The organism is Rummeliibacillus sp. TYF-LIM-RU47, assembly GCF_008638315.1.
GTDB classification, from domain to species: Bacteria; Bacillota; Bacilli; order Bacillales_A; family Planococcaceae; genus Rummeliibacillus; species Rummeliibacillus stabekisii.
Genome location: NZ_VVIR01000001.1, coordinates 315,092 through 337,711, shown reverse-complemented (window position 1 = coordinate 337,711; position 22,620 = coordinate 315,092). Strand labels below are relative to the sequence as shown.

The window sequence follows — 22,620 nt, the reverse complement described above, 5'->3', positions numbered from 1 at the left end:
ATATACAGAAGTACATATATTCCGTCAACCGAAATATTCAAAATATTTTAAATTAGTAATATGGTAGTACTTTAATTGGATGAATCATAAGTTTTATTTTAATTCCAACAAAAAAGTCTTCAACCTCTTATGAGATCGAAGACTTTAAGATTGAGAATAATAAAGGCACTATTTAACAACTTTTACTACCTTTGCCTTACTTACATTACCTGCTTTGTCTTTTGCATAGAAAGATAGGACTGTTTTGACTTTTTGCTTCTTAATTTTTAATGTATATGTTCCTTTTTTAGTTGCTGTAGTTTTAGCAATAATTTTGTTTTTAACTTTTACATACACCTTAGATCCTGCTTCTGCTTTGCCTGTTATTTTAGTTGTTTTCGCTGTTACCTTTTTAGCAGTAGGTTTGTTAGGCGCTGTTTTGTCTAACACTTTTACTTTGGCACCTTTACTGCTATTGCCAGCTTCATCTACTGATTTAACAATTAAAGTAGTACCAGCTTTTTGTTTAGCTAATTTCACTGTAAAGCTGCCTTTAGAATCAGCTTTATTTGTCGCAATTTTTTTGCTTTGTTTATAGATAATGATGGTAGCACGTGCTTCTGTTTTGCCTGATACCACTTTGTCTTTATCGCTGAATTTTTTTACTGTTGGTACAGATGGTGCTGTTTTATCAAGAACTGTTATTGTTACTTCATCACTAGCTTGTCCGCTTTTTAAATCTCTTGCTTTCGCATATAATACTGTTCCTGCCTCTAACTTTTGGGATAACTGGTATGTAAACTCGCCGTTATCTTGTGTATTAGCCTCAAATTGTAATTGTTTTTTGTCTGTAATTTCGATTTTTGTATTTTTAGAAGCCGTTCCTTTAATAACTAAGCTTTCTGATGTGATTGGGCTGAACTCGGGTACCGGAACGGGCAGAACTGGATCTGTTGTATCTCCAGGGTTTCCAGGCGGTGTAACAACTGGAGGTGGTGTTGTCCCTGAGTCTCCTCCTCCTGTAGATGGTGGTGTTGTCCCTGAGTCTCCTCCTCCTGTAGATGGTGGCTGAGTTGTCTTGGTTATCTTAACCTCATGGGTATCTGACACGCCCCCTGCAGTTAATTTAAGTTTGTAAGTTCCATCTGTTAATGATTCATTTAACGCAATGCTTGTATGAATACTACCATCTGTTTGTATTTCTCCATCTTTCCACTGATAGATTTGGATTAGATTGCTATCGGAATCTACCATTGATAAAACAGGTTTTGTACCTAAACCTGGTTCTTCATCTTTCAATACTTTTCCCGTTATTAAGATTTTTTCACCTGTTTTATAATCCGATTTATCTGTACTAAAAGAAACTACTATATTTGCTGCATAAGCCGGAATGACAATACTTAAACATAAGATTAGTGAAGTCATAAAGACGACTATATTTTTCTTCATTATTGACCCTCCTTATGAATAGAAAGAGAGGAATACTCCTCCCTTTCAACTGTTCCTTATTATTTGATATCAAAGTTGATTGTGCTTGTTTGTGCCAATGGCGTTGGGTTTTCTAGGCTATCCCAAACAAATACCTCTGCAGTATAAGCACCTGTTTTAAGTGATTCAAGAGGAATATCTACCCCAACTCTTCCGCGAGAAGCTTTTTTGAATTCATCTAGGCTAAGCACTTTGAAAATGACCACTTCATCTTTAGAATCCTTCACTTGTACTAGTACTTGCGCGTTTTGTTTTACTTCACCGCGGTTTGCGAAGTTGGCAACAATATTCAACACACCATCTTCTGTCACAGCTTCTACTGCTTTTCCTTTTGTATTCTTGGTTTGCCCTTCAATGACAATCGGATAGTTAGCAACTGTAAACGTCACTACTTGTTTTTCGCTTCCTTCTGGACCAAATTCTAATGTGTATTCACCAGTTGGTGCAAATTCATCCGGTGTGAATGTTGCTTTGTATTCTTTTCCTTCAGCTGTGTCTAATTTAAATTCTTTTCCGGTTGAATCAGTAACTTTTGCTTCCCATTTAACTGATTCGTTTGCTTCAGCAGTTAAAGTAGCTGGATTTTCAGTGCTAACTTCTTCTGTTGGACCGAAATCATAATTTGTGATAAATCCATTTTCTGGTTGACCTTTGTAGATGACAATCGTTTTCTTTGTCACATGCCCAGATAAATCAGTAGCTTCAATCACAACTTTATTCGAGCCTTCTTTTAAATCTAGCTTATAATCATACGAATGAGATAATGCTCTCATTTCATATGGTTCATCGAATTCATGATTGTAAACTTCATTGCCATCCACAACAAGACGCAGATCATCATAGTTATCTGAAGCTGTTATTTTTAGTGTTGGGTTCTCTTCATCTTTTCCTACAATATTATTATCAGGAATACCTTCCACCTTCAGTTCCGCTGGTGTTGTATCCACAATAACCTGTCTTCTAAACTCAATTTTATTTCCGACTGAGTCCTTACCAGAGAAGAAAATATCATGTACGCCATCTTCAGTAAATGTCAGTTGCGTATTAAAGTCATATCGCTTCGTTACTTTATTCTCAGTTACAGGAATCTCGATACCGCCGCCTTCCAATTTATCACCGGTAACCTTTAATTCCTCAATTTTTGAAGCATCTTCAACATATCCAGTTACAGCCATTGTCTTTGTATCATAAACACCAAGGGCTTCTGGTGAAGTAGTGACAATGTAAGGAATAGTATTATCATTTGTAACTGTTGTGGATGCAATATTATTTGCATTATCTACAGCTACAATTTGAATAGTTGATTTATCCTTTACATTGCTCACAGGTACTTTGAACGCTTTTGCTTTAGATCCATCTAAATAGCCTGCATTTTTACCATCTACAAGGATTTGAATATATTGCAATCCACTACCTGCCATATCTGTTGCTTCAAAATAAAGTTGACCTTTATTGCTGCTGAATGAAGCATTAGTAATTTCAGGTTTTACCGTATCAACAATTACTGGAATCTTTGTAACCTGTGGCTCTTTACCTTCATAATCAACTTGTGTTTTTACTTGATAGAAGTATTTGCCGTCTTTAGCTTTTTCATTTCTGATATAGCCATCCCAGTTTGTTCTGCTTGGATTATATACATACGGTGCTGTGGCTTTATAATTTTTGCTTTGTGCACCTCTAGTCGTTAATTTCCTTAATTCCTTACCGCTTTCATCCACAATACTATACTCAACAGATTTACTGTTACGAAGGAAAGAAAGAACTGGGGTAACAGAATCTTTTTGCTTATCACCATTAGGTGAGATAGCAATTGCATTTTTGCTTAAGTCGCCTGTCAGCGCATTTTCGCCTAGTGCATTTCCTTTTTCATCAACCATGAAGGAAGTTTCTAGATAAGATCCATCCTCATAAATCATGTTGTCTAGTATTGGAGCTTTGTTCCAATCTCCTTTGAATCCAACAAAAGGAACTGTCAGCTCAGGTGCTGCCTTTTCTTTATCGGTACCTACTAGTCTCACAAAGCCTTCTACAAAGTAGCCATTCTTCATTAATTTCTCTAATTTTTCCTTAGCATTAGTTAAATTTACTTTTACAGTAATATCTTTAGTGCCATTTCCGAATAACGTAAACTTAGGTGTATCTACAGTAATTTTCGCTTCATCAGCAATATTTTGCTCTTTTAAGTCAAGTTTTCCTCCTGTCACTGAATCTGTAAGTAATGATGTCTTCACCTCATATTCAAGATCATCATCACTTGTATTAGTTGCAGTTAGAGTGAATGAGAAGGAATCATCTTTGATTTCTTTCAATTCTACTTTACCTTCATTGGTACCCTTCTTCGCTACATACACAGGTGTTGATACAGCAGAATGCAGCTGCATAATTCCTGCTCCTTGGCGACGAGGCGAGTAGTAGATTCCACCATTATCAGGATCTTCAACAGGTTTAGCTGTATTCATCAGCAACAGTTTCGCCATCTTAGATTTAGCTGCATCCTTTAAATCTGGAAATAGTTCTTTTACGCGTTGAAGAACTAATGCTGATCCACCTGATACATGAGGAGCCGCCATCGATGTACCACTCATCAGACCGTATTTATCATTATTTAATGTAGAATAAATCTGTCCTCCTGGAGCAGTGATTTCAGGCTTCATCTCAAGGCTTGGCGTTACGCCCCATGAGGTAAACGTGGACATTTTACCAGCTGCAGTATTTACAACAGATTGTTGCTTACCTGTAAATGTCACTTTTCCTTTACCACCTGCTGCTTGTAATTTTGCAGCCAAATTGTTCCCTTCACTTTGGGCAAGTGAAACAAGTGGAATAGTTGGATTATTTAATGCCATGCTGACATAATCACCGTGAGATACATGCCCTCTTACGATGACACCTGCTGCTCCTGCTTTTTCAGCTTGTGCTTGGATTTCTCCATAGTTAGGATTAGTTGCTGTACGAACTGCAACCACCACTTTACCTTTTACGTCTTTGTTGTTATATTGCGCAGGACTTCCATCCCCTACATATACAACATCTACTTCCTTGTTACCAAACACTTCTAAAGGATCTGGAGACGATTGTTTTTTGTATGGTACATTGATTGTTTCATCGCCAATTTTTATTTCAAATTCGTCTAGACTAATCTTATTATTTTCCATTGAGGCAACTGATAGTGAGCTTTTAGAAACAGAAGGAGCACCAACTAAGCCGATATCTGGGTTTGTTGCCAATGGCGCACCGTCGAATTCACCACTGATGTTATCCGAGTTACCAGCAGAAATGGACATAACAATGCCATTGTTCACCGCATTATCAACTGCTTTTTGTTCAAGGTTAGTATCATCTACGAACCCTGCAGTAGATCCTAAGCTCATATTCAATACATCTGCTCCAAGCTTAATTCCATCGTCAATTGCTTTAATATAGATATCTCCAAACGTTGATGGCATAGCAGGGTCATTGCCGAATACTTTCAGCGCTAATAATTGCGCTTCAGGTGCTACGCCTTGTACGCCACCATTGTTTTCATCACCATTTGCTGCGACCGTACCACCGACGTGCATTCCATGCATGGATGCATCTGGTCCAAGATCTAGTACTTCATCATTTTTATCTGCATAGTTATAGCCATAAGGAACCTTATCAGTGTAGAATTTGCCTGGTAAACTATTCTTTGTGATGAGGTCATTGGTAGAATTTTCGGATAATTTTTCCCCTTCTTTTGTTGTTAGTTTCATATCTTTATGTTTAAAATCAATCCCTGTATCGATAATGCCGACAACCATACCTTTTCCGTTATAGCCGTCTTTCCATGTTTGCTGTGCCTCAACCATTTCTTTACTAGTCACCATATCAGGCTTTTCTTTTGGCCGTTCATACTCTGTTGCAATACTTACACTAAGAACGCCCGGCAGTTTTTCTAGTTTTTCAATATTTCCATATTCCATTTCACCGCTGACACCGTTCAATACGGTCGTGAATGAATTATTTAATGTAAGACCAATATTTTGCTTTTTAACGTTTGCTAAGAAATCTTTTTGTTCATCTTTAATATCAGATTCCAACTTTAGGCGTGTTTTAGGTGCCAATTCTTTATACATCACGCCTTTGTCTTGGGCATAGGAAATGGCTGGAGCGCCCTCTAATTCAACAATGACCCGGACTTTCTGATTATCTTCAAACTCTGCATCTCGATCAACCTTTGTTTCTTTTGCCAAGTCCTTAACGAGATTGCTAACTTCCACTTTGTCAAAATCAGTGCTAGTTTCTGTCTCTGCTTTTGCGTGACCTGCCATCATCAACATATTAGATGCTAATAATGCCGATGCTAATCCAACTGTAATACCCTTTTTAAACAGCTTATTCTTGTCCAAATTGTTCTCCCCTTTTCTGAATATATGAGCACCTCTTTTGTGTGAAAATTCTAAGTTAGCAAGCTAGGTAAAAGAATTATATCACCTATGTTTATAATGTTAAATAGAAATATTCTGAACATTTTATATTATTAATAAATTGTTTTTCGACATAAATTGGAGGTTTTCAACCAAAATATATGGATTTTTAATATTTTTTTGTTCATGGAGAGATTATCATAGTTGTTTTGTAGGATTCCAATAGTTAATTATTGGGGCCTAATTGAAGTGAATAGAAATAGTATAATTGATAGGTTTGCACTCTCTATAATATTTAGATAAAGTACATATACCAGCCGACGAGTAGAAGTAAATACAAAAAAGCCCTCAATCTTTTGAAAGATTGAAGACTTTGACATAGTCTATACTATGGTTTTCACTGAACAGTTATTTTCATCAAGCTTTTTATTAAACGATCAAGCATAGCAGGAGTTTGAATAAATGCACTTTCAATATGTAGTCGTTCAGTTAATTGATGGGGATCCTTCCCAAACGGTCCTACATTAAGTACAGGTGCTTGAAGTTTATGCATATCAGCAAATGGAATACTGTAAACGTCTCCCCATACTGGTGTGTTTCGCTCAAATGCAGCCCATCCATCCTCATCTCCACTATAATGGACATAACTTAAATCACAAATCCCGTTGAAATAGTGGACTTGCTCCATTGCTACACCAAATTCTACAGCTACATCTTTTACCAATTGGACAGCATCCATAATAAGCGGATCATCAGATGTGTTAACGGCCGGATAATATGGTGGGGCGAATAGCAATACGATAGCTGGGGCCAACTCTTGGCATTCTATCATTAACTTATCTGCTATTCGTAAAGATTGCTCACGTTCGTCCCAATTGATATTTATGATAACTTCATCTCGTATCTGTACCACCCGTTCAATGCCCAACTTGTTTTTTGCGTAAGAAAGTAATTGTTCGTAACGCAATACTTTTACATTCCCTACGCCATCGATTCCTTGTTTTAAGCAAAGTTCTGTATATGCCTTATTACAGTCTTCTGCTGATTCCTGTGCAATTTGCTCAAATAAATCCAATACCTCAGACGCTGACCGTTTCATTAAAAATACATTATATAGAGCAGAGGCACGGTAAGGTGTTTGTGTTGAATACGTATCTTTTAAATCTCTTTGCTGTAGAGAAACCGGCAACGGCGTGGTTTCCGAAAGGTCACTTTCTTGGAAAAGCGAATTCCATTCCATTCGTTGCGTCAAAAAGGTTGAAATATAATTTGCTGTCATCCCTTTTAGCGGCTCGCCAACATGAGTTTCTTTTCCATAGAAAAGAGCAGCTGGCATAATCTTACCAATTGTCCCTGAATAAATGTAATGTCTCTCATCACCAGGTATTTGTGCGAATGAAGGTTCACTATTTAAAAACAATTTATAGGCAATGCCATATTGATCGCGCATCTTGACTAGTTCTGTTACGGCCCTTCTCATGCCAGATGAATTCACTTCTTCATCCGGAACAGTTAATAAAATTAGATTAATGGGCCACTTTTCTTCGCTTGCTTTTTCGATAAGTGCCATATGAAGCGCAAGGCCCATTTTCATATCCATTGTCCCTCGACCAAACAAGTATTTCCCTGATTCAAGATCCAGCCGCGCATCTTCCGGAAGATTACTTTTTCGGTTGAGTAGCTCTTTTGTTAGTTCTTCCGGCTGGAAGGCAAGCGGCTCAAGATCCCCATATTCTTCTGTTTGCACAGTGTCAAAATGGCTGATTAAAACTACCGTTTCTTCTACCTCTTGATTTCTATAAAAGGCAGTCACCAATTTCCGGCCAAGGTCAGCTTCATGAAGAGACAAGTATTCTGGATACATTTTGAAATATTCAAGGTCGCCTAACTTTTTATGGACTTTATGTGCAAATTGGCGTTCTCCCTCAGTAAAGGTTCGACTATCCCAGCTGACCAGCTCACATAATAGTGCTCTAAGCTTTTCCGGGGTTGCCCATAATAATTGACTCATCCCAATCACCTTCCTTGATAAAATTTCCCTTAGTGATAGTTTTATATTCTATTTATACTAGAACCGTAGAGATAAACAGCTTAATCCGCCATCTTGCTTTTGGAATTCGGACATTTCTAATTCAATGGTTTTATAACCTGCTTCATTCATTTTTCGTTTTGTTTCTTCATAGCCTTTTGGGATGATAACATAATCATTTACTCTTATGCAGTTTGCAGAGTATTCATCCTCAGCTGATACTGTCAGTTTGTCATATTGTTCGAAATCTGGATGATCCAAAAATTCGCCTGCTGCCACAATCAAATTATTGCCAAGATAAGCAATACCAGTTTTGAGGTGGAAAAATTTCTCTAACGGGACAATAGTTCCTTTATAACCTTCAGATTCTACTATCTCTTTTAACTGGCGTGCCCCTTCTTCATTTGTACGCTCTGAGATACCTATATAAAAATGATTATCTGCCTGAAGAACATCTCCACCATCTAAAGTGCCTGGTGCCTTGATATAATATATTTTTTCATAAAAATCTTTTAACACAGCTTCCATTTCTTTTATCTCGCCATTTCGTGAATGCGCTCCTGGATTGGAAACCACCGCAAATTCAGAAGTTAGGACTGCTGTGTCTTCCACAAATGTAGAATCGGGAAATTCTTCACTTGCCGGCAGATGAGTTACTTCTACACCACATTTTTTTAATGCTTCAACATAAGCCTTGTGCTGTTCCAATAATTTCTCGTAATCCGGCTTACCAAGATCTGATGTTGTTAATCCATTTACATAGCTTTCCCCAGGTGTTTTTACTATTACATTTTTAAACATTTACTATTCCCCCATTGTTTTTAGTTTATTTACGCACTACCGGACATGTTAAACAAGTTGGTCCTCCTGTGCCCTTATAGCTAATTTCTTGCCCCTTGTATTCATATACTTCAGCCCCCGCATCAATCAACTGTTGTTTGGTCTGATTGTTGCCTTCTACAATAACGCAGCCCAATCCTATAGCAAGTGTTCTCTCATCAAGCCACACAAGATCCCCCGCATCAGAAACAGCATCTCCCGTCAATTCACCAATAATAGGAATGTTCTTTTCTCTAAGAAATTCTTTGTATGCCTCTGCTTCAGGCTGCCTTACTGCCTTTCCAGATTTTAAAATGATGGCCCCATCACTTGTAAATTTCACTGGATCATGTGCATATAAGGAATCCAATCCTGCATCAGAAAAAGCAGGCAAATAATCAATATTCGGAACATGTTTCTTCAGAATAGAAATAAACGTAGCGTGTTCTTTTACTGCTTCTTCGTAATTCGGCTCTTCTAAATAGTTGAATCTCTTCCATTCCTTCGAGACATTTTCTTGATTGATAAATGATTCTTCTGGCCGTTTAACAATTACTCTTTCTAATGGTTTATACATAGATGAACAAAAACTCATTCTCTCTCACTCCTTTTTCCGCATTGTGAAACCTATTTCTGCTTAAAGGAAAATCTTCTTAAATTATAAAAGTGAATATGTTATAATGTCAATATGTTTTAAATTTTTAGAAATCTTTATTTTAATGAACCGAAAGATAGGTGACAAACCATATGCAATCAATTGACCGTGCAATGAGTGTTATTAAAATATTAGTCTCTGATTCTGATAACTGGATGTCTATTACCGAGCTCGCAGAAGCATGTAGCCTTCCCATTAGCTCTATGCACCGACTACTAAAAGCCATGATGAAGCATGGCTTAATCCAACAAGATCTCCAATCTAAACAATATAGCTTAGGGAATAGTTGGCTTGAATACGGTTTAATTATGTATGACAAAATGGACTATATTAGTCAGATTAGACCTGAACTAGAGAGGCTTATGAACAACGTAGAAGAAAGCGTCTACCTTAGCCAACCTATGGGAAATGAATCACTAATTATTGAGCGGATTGACAGTATAGCAAACCCAATTCGGGTGTATGATCAGCTAGGATCTAAGATTCCTATGAACATAGGTGCTGCTAATAAAACGATGCTCTCATTTATGCCATACCAACAGACAAAGAAAATTTTAGAATCTCTTTTGCCCGAGCAGGAAATAGAAGCTTGTTGGGAAGTTTTAAAAGAAACAAAAATGAACGGATACGGAATCAGCCACAATGAAAGAACGGAAGGGACGACTTCTGTTGCCGCCCCGATTTTAAACCATTTTGGAGAAGTCCATGGTGCAGTAAGCATCGGATTTGTCAGCTTTAATTTAACAGATGATAGACTAGACTTCCTCATTAAAAATGTGGTGGAAACAGGCAACCGCATTTCTAAAAAGTTAGGGTATAACGGTTTTTAATAAGACAAGCAATGGGTTTACCAGCAGTGCTAATAACTCATTGCTTTTTATTATGGCTATGATTCTTGTTCACTTATTTGGACAACGGTTTGTTCAGTAAACTCCTCTTCTTTTTTCACCACTTTCTTCGCCAACTTAAATTTATAAAACAATACACAAGCAATTAAGAAACCTACGCCATAAAACACACCCAGTCTCTGGGTAGGATCAAAGGCAAGAAAGATAAGAATAAAGAAACAAAATCCAAAACAAAATAACGGGACGATTGGATATAATGGAACCTTGTATTTTAAATCAGTCAGCTTTCCTCCCCCCTTTTAGGAACTTTCGACGGAACATATATTGAGATAAAGCAATGCCCATCCAGGAAATAGTGACCGATATTCCGGCTATTGACATTAATAAAACAAATACTGTGTCAGCTGCTATGAAGCTTGTTAATAAAGATAAAAGCGAAAAAGAGATGGTGAATATAAGGGCATTGAGAGGAACTTTTCTCTTAGTTAATTTTCCAAATACTCTAGGAGCCATTCCATCGTGAGCCATTGACCATAACAAACGCGTTGAAGCATACAGACAGGAATTTCCGACTGATAAGATAGCAGTTAAAATAATAAAGTTCATAATGCCCGCCGCATATGGCACGCCAGCTATTTTCATTAGAGTAACAAACGGACTTTCCAATAATCCTAATTCAGAAGCAGGAAAAATAGCGGAAAGAATAATGATCGATGAAATGTAGAAAACGATTATTCTAAAAAGGACATTGCGAATTGCTTTTGGAATATTTTTTTCCGGCTCTTCACTTTCACCTGCGGCAATTCCAATTAATTCTGACCCCTGGTATGAGAAAATGACATTCATCATGGTAACGAAGACAATGGCAATACCTGCCGGGAAAAGACCGGTTGGCGCTAAATTCGTCATAAATGGAGTTGATCGGTCAGATAAAGGGATGAAACCAAAGATGCCCGCGATGCCAATAAGAATAAATGCAACCACAGCTACTACCTTTATACCCGCGAACCAATATTCTGCCTCAGCAAATCCTTTCGTTGTTAACGCATTTAAAGTGAATAAAAGCACAATAAATGCAGCACACCAAATCCAAACTGGCGTATGAGGAAACCAATGCTTCATAATCATGCCTGCAGCTGTAAATTCAACACCTGCAGTTGCAGCTGAACCCACAAAATACATCCATCCTAGTGAGAAACCCGCAGATGGCCCAATGTATTTAGCTGCGTACTTTTGAAACGAACCAGTAACTGGCATATGAACAGCAAGCTCCCCCAAGCAAACCATAACCATATACAAAATCAAACCGCCAATCAAATAGCCAATAATAGCTCCCCCCGCTCCTGCTTGATTAATCGTAAAACCTGCATTCAAAAAAAGCCCAGTCCCGATAACGCCGCCTAGTGAAAGCATAAATAAATGACGTTTTTTCATCGAACGGTTTAACTGTTCGTGTGTTTCCATTTTCTCCATTAACCGCACCCCCAAGATATGTTTGAAGTATAAAAGAACCAAACCTGTTCCCCTATTAAAAACTATAAGAGCTTCTTTGCTCCCTCTTTCCGCATAGCGGAATTAAATTCTGTTAAAAGGAATATTGATTAAATTATAAATAACGATACTTTTATTTGTCAATATCTTTTGAATAGTCAAAATGTAAATGCTTTCATTCCATAATAATGATGGGCATTTAAAATAGATCGGCTTGAAACCAAAACTAGATCACATACCTCCTCCTATAATAATTTTTCAGACATAAAAAAATCCCCATTCAATATACAGATTAACTGTCTAACAAATAGGGAGCATCAATATTAAGTTAATAAGTACAACTAACTATTCCATCCTTTAAGCCCCATTAAAACCTCATAAGGAATTTCCTCTTTCACTCTTCCCCTGTTCCCTTCGGTAGTGGTGGCTTTACAGATAGAATTCCAAATAGCTTTTTCCACAGTGTCCACCGCCATTTCAAAAAGTTGGGAGATCAGCTGGCCATCCTCTCGTAAAAAGTGAAATGTGTTGCACTCCTGGTTAGGTGGCAGCTTATGAGGAATACGATGCGCTGTGGAAAAGGCAATAACGATATCTCCGCTTCCATGGGATGCATAAGACCCCGTTCTCGAAAGACCAAAGGCAGCGCGTTTCGCTAATCGTTGCAACTGCCGTTCATTTAAAGGAGCATCTGTTGCAAGGATTATCATAATAGAGCCATCTGGCATTTTTTCTTTGTTCTCTTCCGCTTTCACGAATTGGCCGTCACCCGGTATGCGCAAATCTTTTTTTTCACCAAAATTGCTTACAACTAAAGCTCCGACTGTATACAGATTATCACCAAAGGAAGCCACTCTTGAGCTTGTCCCAATGCCTCCTTTATAACCTAAGCAAGACATACCTGTCCCAGCCCCAACGCATCCTTCTTCCACGATCCCACTCTCAGCATTCTGAATTGCTTGAATGGCATGTTCTGGTGCAACATGCATGCCGCGAATATCATTCAGATACCCATCGTTGCATTCTCCTACAATGACATTGACAGTGCCGGTTGTATCGCCAATTTGCGGATTTTGCCTGAGGAGATAACGAATGGTTCCATCTAAGACTGCCGGAACAGATAGCGTATTTGTTAGCATAATGGGGCTTTCAATTACACCCAATTCTTGCAGCTGGATGGTCCCTACCGTCTTGCCAAATCCATTAATCACATATGAGCTCCCTAAAACTTTTTCTTCGAAGAGAGAATCAGTATGAGGCAGGATAGCTGTTACCCCTGTTCGAATGGCATGTCCGTCTTCATTATTATAGGAAAGGGTAACATGTCCCACCTTCACATCCGAAACATCTGTTATCGAATTATGTTTTCCGGTTTCGAATCTACCTATTTTAATACCTAGATCACGTAGCCTAACTCTGCTCATTTCTTTTCACCACCAAAATCTGTCTATTATATAAATTGAAGACTATCTCTTTTCAATATAAATGACAAGCAGAAAAATAGCCTGGAGAAGTTTCCTTTAATACAGGAACTTCGGTTTTGCATATTTCCATACAGGCATTGCAGCGAGAGTGGAATGTATTACCTGCAACTACACTAGTTAAACATCTCTCTCTTAACATTTCCTACCCCCCCTCGAAAATTTTTTCGATACCCTAACACTTTCGCAAATTAAAATCCGGAACGAGTTGCCCTATATTCTCTTGTTTGGCGTTTTTTAAAACAGGTTGATGATATTGCCTTAAATGATTCAATTGCTCTTGATTTAACAAATCCAGCTGTCTCAGTACCTCTAATGCTGTTGGATAAACGGCCCTGCTGTTCCCGTCTTCTACCTTTATAGCAATGCCGATGCCAGTTTTTTTATCGCCAATTAAGTAAATAGCCTCGGCTCCTGCTTTCCCAAACATTCTTCCTTCGGCAGCTTTCATAAAATCTGTGCAAAAACGGCCGGTCCCACCAACCATCTCCGGATATTTCATCATAGAGGTAGTGATTCGATTAACGGCTTCGGCACGGCGGTTCGTAAACATGTTTGGACGAGTCATTCTTGCAAATCCATATGCTAATCGTTCTAATGGCAATGCATGTACCGGCACTCCACATCCGTCTATCCCTATCTGTATTTTTTCAATTGGATACTCAGTCATCTCAGAAATCACCTTCATAATCCGTTGTTGGACAGGATGGTCAGGTAAATAATAGTCTTCCAGTGATTCACTGTTATGCTTTGCTGTCACTAGCATGCCTGTATGCTTTCCTGAACAATTATTATATAAAGGGGTCAGTTCCTTTCCCGCTGCCATCAGTTGTTTATAAGTTTCCTGCGAATGAGGAATATGTGTGCCACATTGCAAGGTCGCTTCTTCTATGCCTGTCCTTTTTAACATAGCCAAAACACGGTTGGTATGCTGTGCTTCTCCGCTATGTGATGCACAACATAAGGAGAGGTCCTGTTCACTTAGCCCAAATCGATCCGCTGCTCCCGTTTCCACAATCGGCATAGCTTGCAATGGTTTCACTGAAGAACGAGCATAAGTTACTCGATATGGGTCACCCGCTGCATATAGTAATGTACCTACCGAATCAACAACTGCTACATGTCCAAAATGAGAGCTTTCTATCTTTTTCCCGCGATAAACATCAACAAGTTTCAATGGATTCATCGTATGCACCTCTTCTCATCAATATAATTCGTTCAAATGTTTGACCTATTATATTGATGAGGAAAGTCTATTAGAACCGAATTCTTTCAGAGAATATCAATAATCCTTCATAGATATCAGATAAAAGTGGAATAACCATTGTGCAGAAGAGGAATATAGCATGTCTTTTTTTATGACTGTGATAATTCTTTGATGGACGATGGAATACAGAGTGGCCTTTATATGGGTAATTTTATTTATTCAAAATTCAGAAATGCTTGTTATAATTAGCTATACATAAAAAAAGGAGCTGGCTACCTTGCCTATGTTGTATGTATTTTTATTGTTATTGACGAGTTTTCTATGGGCGGGGAATTTTGTAGTGGGAAAATCACTTGTAGACCATGCTAGCCCCATTACCTTGACTACATTAAGATGGGTGATTGCTGTACTTTGTCTCCTACCATTCGTATGGTGGAAAGAAAAGAAGCTGTTGCCATCAAAAAGTGCCATTCTACCACTCATACTGATGGGTGTGACAGGTGTAGTATTATTTAATATTTTTCAATTTTTAGCGCTCGAACATACTTCAGCGACAAATGTTGGATTAATTTCCACACTTAATACCATTTCAATCGCTGTCTTTTCTTTTTTTCTTTTAAAAGAGCGGATTGCTCCATTTCAAACGCTCGCAATGGCCTTCTCTTTCTTTGGCGTTTTGCTTGTACTGACAAAAGGGAAATTAGGCTTACTTCTCGCCTTTCAATTTAATGTGGGTGATTTGTGGATGATTGCTGCTGTTCTGATTTGGGGGCTTTATTCTGTTTTTAGTAAATGGGCGATGGCGAAAACCACACCGTTAATGGCTACCTTGTATTCAGGTATTTTTGGGCTAATCGCCATAATTCCTTTTAATGTGGCTGACTTCCACATCACCAATGTCAATCCATCCTTCTTGGGTGCCCTTTTTTATACCGGGCTTATCTCTACAGTGCTATGTATGGTGCTTTGGAATATTGGCGTGCAAAAAATCGGCGCAACAACTGCTGGCCTTTTCTTGAATTTCAATCCTATCTTTACAGCCATCTTATCTTTTTTACTTTTAAGAGAACGAATGACGTTCATACAAGTGATCGGCAGCATCATCGTCATTGCAGGTTGCTACTTGTTTTCTATTTTTAAAGCAAAAGAAGAAACCGAGGTTCATGAAGAAACTCCGGCTGCATGATTTAAACAAAGCCTTACATAATCCGTACATTCATATTAAAAAAACGAGTGGAAACAATTTCCCGCTCGTTTTTTATTATGTAGTTATATAAACAACTTTCAGTCTACTTCTTATTATTTCCAACTACATTGAATAATTGTGCCATCTCCGAAATAAAGTTATTTATAACATTCAATTCTCACTTTTATAATACATATATAAAGTTCCTGAAAGTTCGGAAACAAAAGCAGTGTTTGTAGCAATGATTTTTTTCTTATTTAACAGATATGCATAAACAACATCATAATATTGTTGAGCTTTACCACTAGATGTGGTCTTAAATACTAGTAGAGCATTCTCAACATTACATATAGTCTTAGCTTGTGTAAGTAGTGTTTCAATCCTTTCTTTATTACGAACATTCATTATTCCAATAACATTAGATGGTGAATATTCACGTTCACAAAAAAGCTTTTCCAAAGTCTCTTCATCTTTTTTAAAATAGTTTTCACGTTCTAAATGTAATACAAAATCATTCCAATATTCACCATCCCAATTATCCCACCATGTTAAGTCCATTGGTCTGTTTTGACCATTACAAGTGTCTTCCGTAAAAGGGAAATAACCCAACATAGAACCTAGTCTAGAAAAATGCTCGATTTCAGTCATAGTAAATGAGTGTTTACCATGATGAATGGTTAGATTAAAAGTATGATAGTTTCTAACATACCCATCAAACAATTTCATTAAATCTAAATCCATAAGAAAAACCACCTTTCATAACTCCCGATTATCAATTTACTTCTTTCGATAATAAAGCTTAATAATCCTTCTTACTCACAGTAATTGTAAATAAAAAAACAAAACCCTTGAATGCCATATTCCGCAAACTTGGGTTTTGATTTTCTCTAAATACAATAATAAGGAAAGATAAGGATTCTTGAATTGTTTATTATAATAACTTCATACAGTAAAATGGTCAGGTGCAATATTCTTTTTAACACGCATACCAATCATATAGACAATCGCAGAAACCAATAGCGATTGGACTGCCGGGAGCCCTACATTATATACATATTGCGTCAAATAGCCAACAAAGATACCGGCAACTAAAGCGATGGTTGCCATCCAGTTCCAGCCATTTTTATCTTCCCACTCCTGTTTACGAATCATGAAGAAGTCCGCCATCATTACTCCACCGATTGCTGGATACAATAGAGCAGTTAAATACAAGAAGTCCATAAAGTGGTCAAGAATTCCCAATAGTGCGACTATTATAGCGAGTATTGTTCCTAATAATGTTAAAAGCGCACGCCCCTTACCGGAATTCACATTCAAAACATTTGCTAAGGCGAGACCCATACTATAGTTATTTACAAGCTGAGAAGTCCATGTTGCAAACCATAGGATTAGAAATCCCCAAATCGGAAAACCCATGCCCATCATCACATTCACAATATCAGCATCACCTACGCCTACTGCCATTATTGCTCCGACAATGAAAAGAGGGAATCCAACTAATACGATGCCACTCGGAATGATAAAGTTATCCTTCCAAGTTGGTTTTGCATAGCGCGTGTAATCTGATGCGATCACCCACTGAGAAACATTCACCCCAATAACAAGGCTGATAGCTGCCCATATGGACATGGTAGGCTCAGGATGCCAGGAACTAATGGTTTCCCACCCTGTATTCTTTAAGGCATAGTATATCCCTCCAGCAATCAAAAGTAAGCCTGCTGGTACAGCGATATAATCTGTCCATTTCATTGAGCTATAGCCAATAATAGAAGGCAATGCAAAGAGCAAACCACAAATAACCGTGACAACGGCCCACCCTATCCAGTTATTCTTATAATCAATCCCAAACATTGCTGATATTGCATTCCCGGCAACTGCCGTTTGAACTGCCCACCAGCCAAGTGAAACAAGGAAAATCGTCAGTCCGACTAAGACTTTTGCCTGCACAGAGCCAAAGCTCGTCTTCGCTATAACGGAAGAGGTTCTTCCTGTTTTAGCGCCGATATATCCTTGAAGCGTATTTCCAATCCATTGAATACCGAATAGCGAAATAATCAGTATCACAAGAATGCTAGATAATCCAAAGCCAGCAGCAAGAGAAGCTCCTACCATCAAAACCGGAATGGTAAATTCTAAACCGCCAAAAATCATGGCTGGTGTCAGCCAATGCTGGCGCTGGGACTCTGGGATTGAATCCAATGCCTGATCTTGGTCCATAAAACCCTCAGCACTCGTTTTGTTCGTTTTTTCTGCCACCTCTACTGTATTCGGTTGTGCCATATGTTTCCTCCTTTTCATTTATACAAAATGAGAGAATAGAAAACTTGTAAAAGCTTCTATTCTCCCTTTGCATTACTTAGATTTCACTAAGGCATATACTAATTCGCAATCATTATCTCCGCCTACACACCAATGGTATTCGCCTGCTGGAATATAGGAGGCTTCACCTGCTTGAATCTTGTATGGATTACCACCACTTTCGCCAGATAAAGAACCTTTAATAATAAAGGAGTATTCATGCTCTTCATGAACAGTCGTTCCGTCTAAAGGAAGCCGTTCACCGGCTGGAATGGTAACATAACCAAACTTTACTTCTGCATCTTGAAACTGATTTTGGAAGAGAACCTGTACAATATCCTCTGTAATCTTTGGTTGTTCGATTTTCATACTCATTCCTCCAATTATGATCTTCTAGGGAGCTCCTTATAGTCAAAGGTAATCGGATTTACTTCCACTTGGAAGTGTTCCTTCGCTTCTTCAATGGTGAAATATCCATTTTTTACGTCTTTGGCTACCTGTTCTGCCGGGCGTTTTTCCGGGCTTCCGTATCCTCCGCCTGTTCCTGTCATTAAGCGGATCACATCATTTTTTTGTAGTTTATAACGCGGATACACACCATATGGTCCGTCTACTTCGCCACTAGCTTTATGAATATAAAATTCATTTGGCGAGCCTTCGTTACCGCCGTTCATACCCCAAGGATAAAATTTATTACGCCCAAAGGTTACTGTAGCAGCTTGTCCATCTGTTAATGCACGATATGAACGAATGACCCCTTTTCCGCCAATGTATTCCCCTGCACCGGCACCATTTCCATCCTCTCGAAGGCTGTATTCATCAATCAAAACACCATAACGAGTTTCTGCCACTTCAACCGGGACGTTATAGGTTTCTCCATCAGCCATACAGAATTGGCCAGAAGCTCCGTCTTGACCCTGTCCGCCTCCCCATCCACCAACGGATGGTTCCACAATTAGGAATGGCTCGTCTGTATCTTGATGATTACCTGACAGAGTTACAGCGCATACAGACAAATGATGCCCTGCAGTCAGGCGATTTGGAAGATGCGAAGCTAATGCTTTCCAAACTAAGTCCATACCTCCTAATAATGTCTCGAAGTAGTTTGACACTGGAACAGGACGTTCAGCCGACATAATCGATTTTGGGTCAACAATCACTTGGAGCGGCCTAAAGACACCATCATTCACATCTTGTTCAGGGTTCGTAATAGCTAAGAAAATCGTGCGCACAGCTGACATTAGACCCGTGTATGAACAGTTTACTGGACCGGGAACTTGCGGGCTGCTTCCTCGGAAATCACAGATAAATTCATCATCTGTAATCGTTACTTTTACTTTAATCTTGAAAGGGCCATTGCCAATGCCATCCGTATCAATAAAATCTTCAGCCTCAAAAACACCCTTAGGCAGTTTTTTAATCTCTTGTCTTGAGATGGTTTCACCATGATCTAAGAGATAATTAATCGCTGCTACGATAGTTTCCTTACTGTGTTTATCACACAATTCCTTTATACGGCGGTCGCCTGTACGCAATGCAGCAACCTGAGCCCACATATCACCTAATGAAAGGTCTGGGAAACGGACATTAGAACGAATGATTTCAACGATTGCCTCATTCAGGCGGCCTTCATCATAAAGCTTAATACAATTAAATTGCAGGCCTTCTTGGAATATATCAACAGCATCATTCGTAAACGAGCCCGGGTCTTTCCCCCCTACTTCTGTCCAGTGAGCCTTGTTAGCAGAAAAAGCAATCAGCTCTCCCTCGTAAAAGATTGGCATTACAAGCCCTACATCCGATAGATGGGAGCCCCCACCATTGTAAGGATCATTGATAATAAACACATCGCCGGGCTTTATTTTTTCGCCGGGATACTTTTTGATTGTTTCTTTTACCATAAATGTAAGCATCCCAATGAAGCCTGTGACACCATTACCTTGTGTAAGAAGATTACCTTTTGCGTCTGTTAAACCACTTGCATAATCCAGCACTTCATAAATGATTGGGCTCATCGATGTTCGAGCAAGAGCGATAAACATTTCATCCCCTGCCGCCAAAAGAGAATCTTTCACAATTTCCAGCGTAAACGGGTCCACTTTCACAGAAGTAATCATATTACTTTTCCTCCATTTCGATAATGATGTTTCCGTAGTTGTCTAAATGCAATTGCTGGCCTTCATAAATAACCGTCACAGCCGCTTTTTCTTCAACTACAGCAGGTCCCTTAATGACCTTATTAGATGGGAGCTTTTCACGATCATAAACTGGTGTATTGATCCATCCTTTCTCCTCAAAGTAAACTGCACGGAATTCTTTCCGAGCTTCCAGTACTGAACCTATCCGTTCAATTTTAGCAATGACCGGCTTAGGTACTTTACCGAAAGCTGTTACGTGCAGATTCACAATTTCAGTCGGTGAATCTTCTAATTTAAATGTATAGTTCTTTTCATGAAGAGTATGGAATCTCTCAATAATGTCTCTCTTATCTTCTTCAGACCATTTCCCCACAGGGACTGGTACCTTTACCGTATGTTCTTGACCTAGATAACGCATATCTGCGAAACGATGAAACTCTACTTTATCCTCTGTCATTCCTTCATCCTCATAATGACGAAGTGCGTGATTCTCAATTTCATCCCACTGTGCAGTTATTTCATCTAAAGATAGTTCATTCATTCGCTTGATATAGGTTTGAATATAATCATGTCTCAAGTCCGTCATAAGCATGCCCCATGCGGAGAATACCGGAGATGCGATTGGGACAACGACTTTTTTTACGCCGAGTTCAAGAGCAAGAGCTGGCGCATGCATAGAGCCACCTCCGCCAAAGGCTAATAAAGTAAAATCTTGCGGGTTATACCCTTTACGGATGGAGATTAACTTTAAAGCATTTAACATATTCGAATTGGCAATACGAATAATGCCTAGAGCAGCTTCTTCTGCTGTGATACCAAATTGATTACCGACTTTTGTTTGAATGGCTTCTCGCACTTCATCCATGTCCACCTCATAATCAAAATTCTTAGGTGATAAGCGACCAGCCAATAAATTAGCATCCGTAGTAGTCGGCTCAGTACCGCCTAATCCATACGCCACTGGTCCTGGCATAGCTCCAGCTGATTGTGGCCCTACTTTTAGAGAACCTGCATTATCGATCCATGCAATCGAACCTCCTCCATTGCCGATTTCCACGATATCAACTACAGGTGCCTTTATAGGATAGCCCGCGTTACGGCTGTCTCTTTCAATATAGTAATCTGTTGAAACCTTCACTTCTCCATTTTCGATTAGTGAACATTTAGCCGTTGTCCCACCGATATCAAATGCAATAATATTCTTTTCTCCAATTAATTCACCTAATACAGCAGCACCAAAGATACCTGCAACGGGGCCCGATTCAACCATATTGATAGGCGCTTCCTTTGCATTGTTAAACTTCGTTGTCCCGCCATTTGATTGCATAATGTAACGCTGATCGCTCTTTGTTTGTTTTTGCAATTCTCTATCCAGCTTATCCACATATGTGGTAGCTGCCGGTTGCACATATGCATTTAGAACTGCTGTATTCGTTCGTTCATATTCACGCCATTCTTTTGTAATATCACTTGATGCAGTGACAAACACTTCCGGCCATAGTTCTTTAATTATTTTTACAGTTTCTTCTTCATGAGCTGAATTCACATAGGAGTGCAGGTAAGAAACAGCAATAGATTCGACGCCTTCACTTTTAAAGTACTGTACACACTCTTCAATATCTTTGCGATTCAGCGGTGAAAGTATCTCTCCCTTATAATTCAGGCGTTCATCCACCTCAAGGCGTAAATGACGTTCAACAAACGGTTCAGGTTTTTCGTATCTTACGTTAAAAAGATCCGGTCTGTTGCCCCTTGCAATTTCGAGGATGTCGCGGAAACCTTTTGTAGTAATTAACCCCATTTTGGCACCCTTACGTTCTGTCAAAGCATTAATAATCACGGTAGTACCATGAATAAATGTAGATAACTCTCCACTTTGAACATCAGCCTTCTCCATTACATCTAAAACGCCTTTTTCAAAATTAGGTGGAGTCGTATTACTTTTTGCAATTCCAATAACACCGCTATCATCAACGTATACTAAATCTGTGAAGGTGCCTCCGATATCTGTTGCTACTCTCATTTGATCTACACTCCCTTTTTTAAATTAAAAAATAACAGGTGTTGAGACGCTTAAAATCTTGGTTTCTTTTGAAGTAGGATTTTCCCATGCATGCAAAAGTTCTGAAGGAAAATGGACCGTGTCCCCAGCTGTCAGGTGATAAGACTCCCCATTGATCGTAAATATTACTTCACCCTCTAAAACATAGTAGAGCTCTTCGCCTAAATGGCTATAGCTATGCTCTTCTTTCAGATGAGGGGGAAGAATCACTAATAATGGTTCAAGTTTACGATCGGGAAAAGCACCTGATAATCGTATATACTTCTGCTCTCCTCCATTTACCTTTAACGTTTTTTGCTCCTGCTTTTTGATGAGATAATTCTGATTTACTTTATCGTCTTCAAAAAAGTAGATCATAGACACATCCAAAGCAGTAGCTAGTTTCTTTAACGAAGTAATCGATAATGAAGAAGTCCCTCTCTCAATTTGTGAAAGAAAACTTAATGAAAGTCCTGTCTCTTCACTCAGCTCTTTTAATGTCAAATTCTTTTGCTGCCTTAATTCTTTGATTTTCTTATAGATGTCTTCCACGTTGCTAACTCCTAAAAAAT

Annotated in this window: 15 protein-coding genes and 1 pseudogene; 2 read left to right on the top strand and 14 right to left on the bottom strand. The window is 38.7% G+C overall.

Going from position 1 to position 22,620, the window contains the following annotated elements; genetic code table 11:
- Positions 1–168: 168 nt before the first annotated feature.
- The 5 genes from F0527_RS01660 to F0527_RS01640 form a co-directional block, all read right to left on the bottom strand.
- Entirely contained in the window at positions 169–1,428 is a 1,260-nt protein-coding gene (locus F0527_RS01660) for an Ig-like domain-containing protein (protein ID WP_150283564.1), read from the bottom strand.
- 59 nt (positions 1,429–1,487) lie between these two features.
- Entirely contained in the window at positions 1,488–5,837 is a 4,350-nt protein-coding gene (locus F0527_RS01655) for a S8 family serine peptidase (RefSeq protein ID WP_150283563.1), read from the bottom strand.
- Positions 5,838–6,252: 415 nt separating this feature from the next.
- The gene (locus F0527_RS01650) at positions 6,253–7,866 is read right to left on the bottom strand and encodes a M20/M25/M40 family metallo-hydrolase (protein ID WP_150283562.1); all 1,614 of its coding nucleotides are present in this window, start codon (positions 7,864–7,866) and stop codon (positions 6,253–6,255) included.
- Positions 7,867–7,923: 57 nt separating this feature from the next.
- The gene (locus F0527_RS01645) at positions 7,924–8,685 is read right to left on the bottom strand and encodes a dimethylarginine dimethylaminohydrolase family protein (protein ID WP_150283561.1); all 762 of its coding nucleotides are present in this window, start codon (positions 8,683–8,685) and stop codon (positions 7,924–7,926) included.
- 25 nt (positions 8,686–8,710) lie between these two features.
- A complete protein-coding gene (locus F0527_RS01640) occupies positions 8,711–9,298 on the bottom strand; it encodes an arginine deiminase family protein (RefSeq protein ID WP_150283560.1) in 588 nt (195 codons plus the stop codon).
- Between the two features lie 152 nt (positions 9,299–9,450).
- Here F0527_RS01640 and F0527_RS01635 point away from each other — a divergent pair, with 152 nt between their 5' ends.
- Positions 9,451–10,188, top strand: coding sequence for an IclR family transcriptional regulator (locus F0527_RS01635; RefSeq protein ID WP_150283559.1), 738 nt, complete (start codon positions 9,451–9,453; stop codon positions 10,186–10,188).
- A gap of 56 nt (positions 10,189–10,244) precedes the next feature.
- On the opposite strand, the pseudogene F0527_RS01630 reads toward F0527_RS01635, so the two are convergent.
- From F0527_RS01630 to F0527_RS01615, 3 genes and pseudogenes are all read right to left on the bottom strand, one after another.
- A pseudogene (locus F0527_RS01630) lies at positions 10,245–11,679 on the bottom strand (amino acid permease).
- Between the two features lie 359 nt (positions 11,680–12,038).
- Positions 12,039–13,121 carry a DmpA family aminopeptidase gene (locus F0527_RS01625; RefSeq protein WP_150283558.1) on the bottom strand — a complete coding sequence of 361 codons (1,083 nt, stop codon included), beginning with the start codon at positions 13,119–13,121 and terminating at the stop codon, positions 12,039–12,041.
- 232 nt (positions 13,122–13,353) lie between these two features.
- Complete coding sequence (locus F0527_RS01615; RefSeq protein WP_150283557.1) at positions 13,354–14,364, bottom strand: asparaginase; 1,011 nt, start codon at positions 14,362–14,364, stop codon at positions 13,354–13,356.
- 304 nt (positions 14,365–14,668) lie between these two features.
- Between F0527_RS01615 and F0527_RS01610 the strand changes: the two genes are divergently transcribed.
- Positions 14,669–15,571, top strand: coding sequence for a DMT family transporter (locus F0527_RS01610; protein WP_150284885.1), 903 nt, complete (start codon positions 14,669–14,671; stop codon positions 15,569–15,571).
- Positions 15,572–15,742: 171 nt separating this feature from the next.
- Here the strand turns inward: F0527_RS01610 and F0527_RS01605 are convergent, their stop codons facing one another.
- From F0527_RS01605 to F0527_RS01580, 6 genes are all read right to left on the bottom strand, one after another.
- Positions 15,743–16,312: a hypothetical protein gene (locus tag F0527_RS01605; protein ID WP_150283556.1), complete on the bottom strand. Its 570-nt coding sequence runs from the start codon at positions 16,310–16,312 to the stop codon at positions 15,743–15,745.
- A gap of 201 nt (positions 16,313–16,513) precedes the next feature.
- Complete coding sequence (locus F0527_RS01600) at positions 16,514–17,851, bottom strand: cytosine permease (protein ID WP_150283555.1); 1,338 nt, start codon at positions 17,849–17,851, stop codon at positions 16,514–16,516.
- Positions 17,852–17,923: 72 nt separating this feature from the next.
- Positions 17,924–18,238, bottom strand: a complete 315-nt coding sequence (locus tag F0527_RS01595) for a cupin domain-containing protein (RefSeq protein ID WP_150283554.1) — start codon at positions 18,236–18,238, stop codon at positions 17,924–17,926.
- Positions 18,239–18,252: 14 nt separating this feature from the next.
- A complete protein-coding gene (locus tag F0527_RS01590) occupies positions 18,253–19,986 on the bottom strand; it encodes a hydantoinase B/oxoprolinase family protein (RefSeq protein WP_150283553.1) in 1,734 nt (577 codons plus the stop codon).
- Position 19,987: 1 nt separating this feature from the next.
- Complete coding sequence (locus F0527_RS01585; protein WP_150283552.1) at positions 19,988–22,030, bottom strand: hydantoinase/oxoprolinase family protein; 2,043 nt, start codon at positions 22,028–22,030, stop codon at positions 19,988–19,990.
- 24 nt (positions 22,031–22,054) lie between these two features.
- Positions 22,055–22,600: a helix-turn-helix domain-containing protein gene (locus tag F0527_RS01580; RefSeq protein WP_150283551.1), complete on the bottom strand. Its 546-nt coding sequence runs from the start codon at positions 22,598–22,600 to the stop codon at positions 22,055–22,057.
- Positions 22,601–22,620 lie beyond the last annotated feature (20 nt).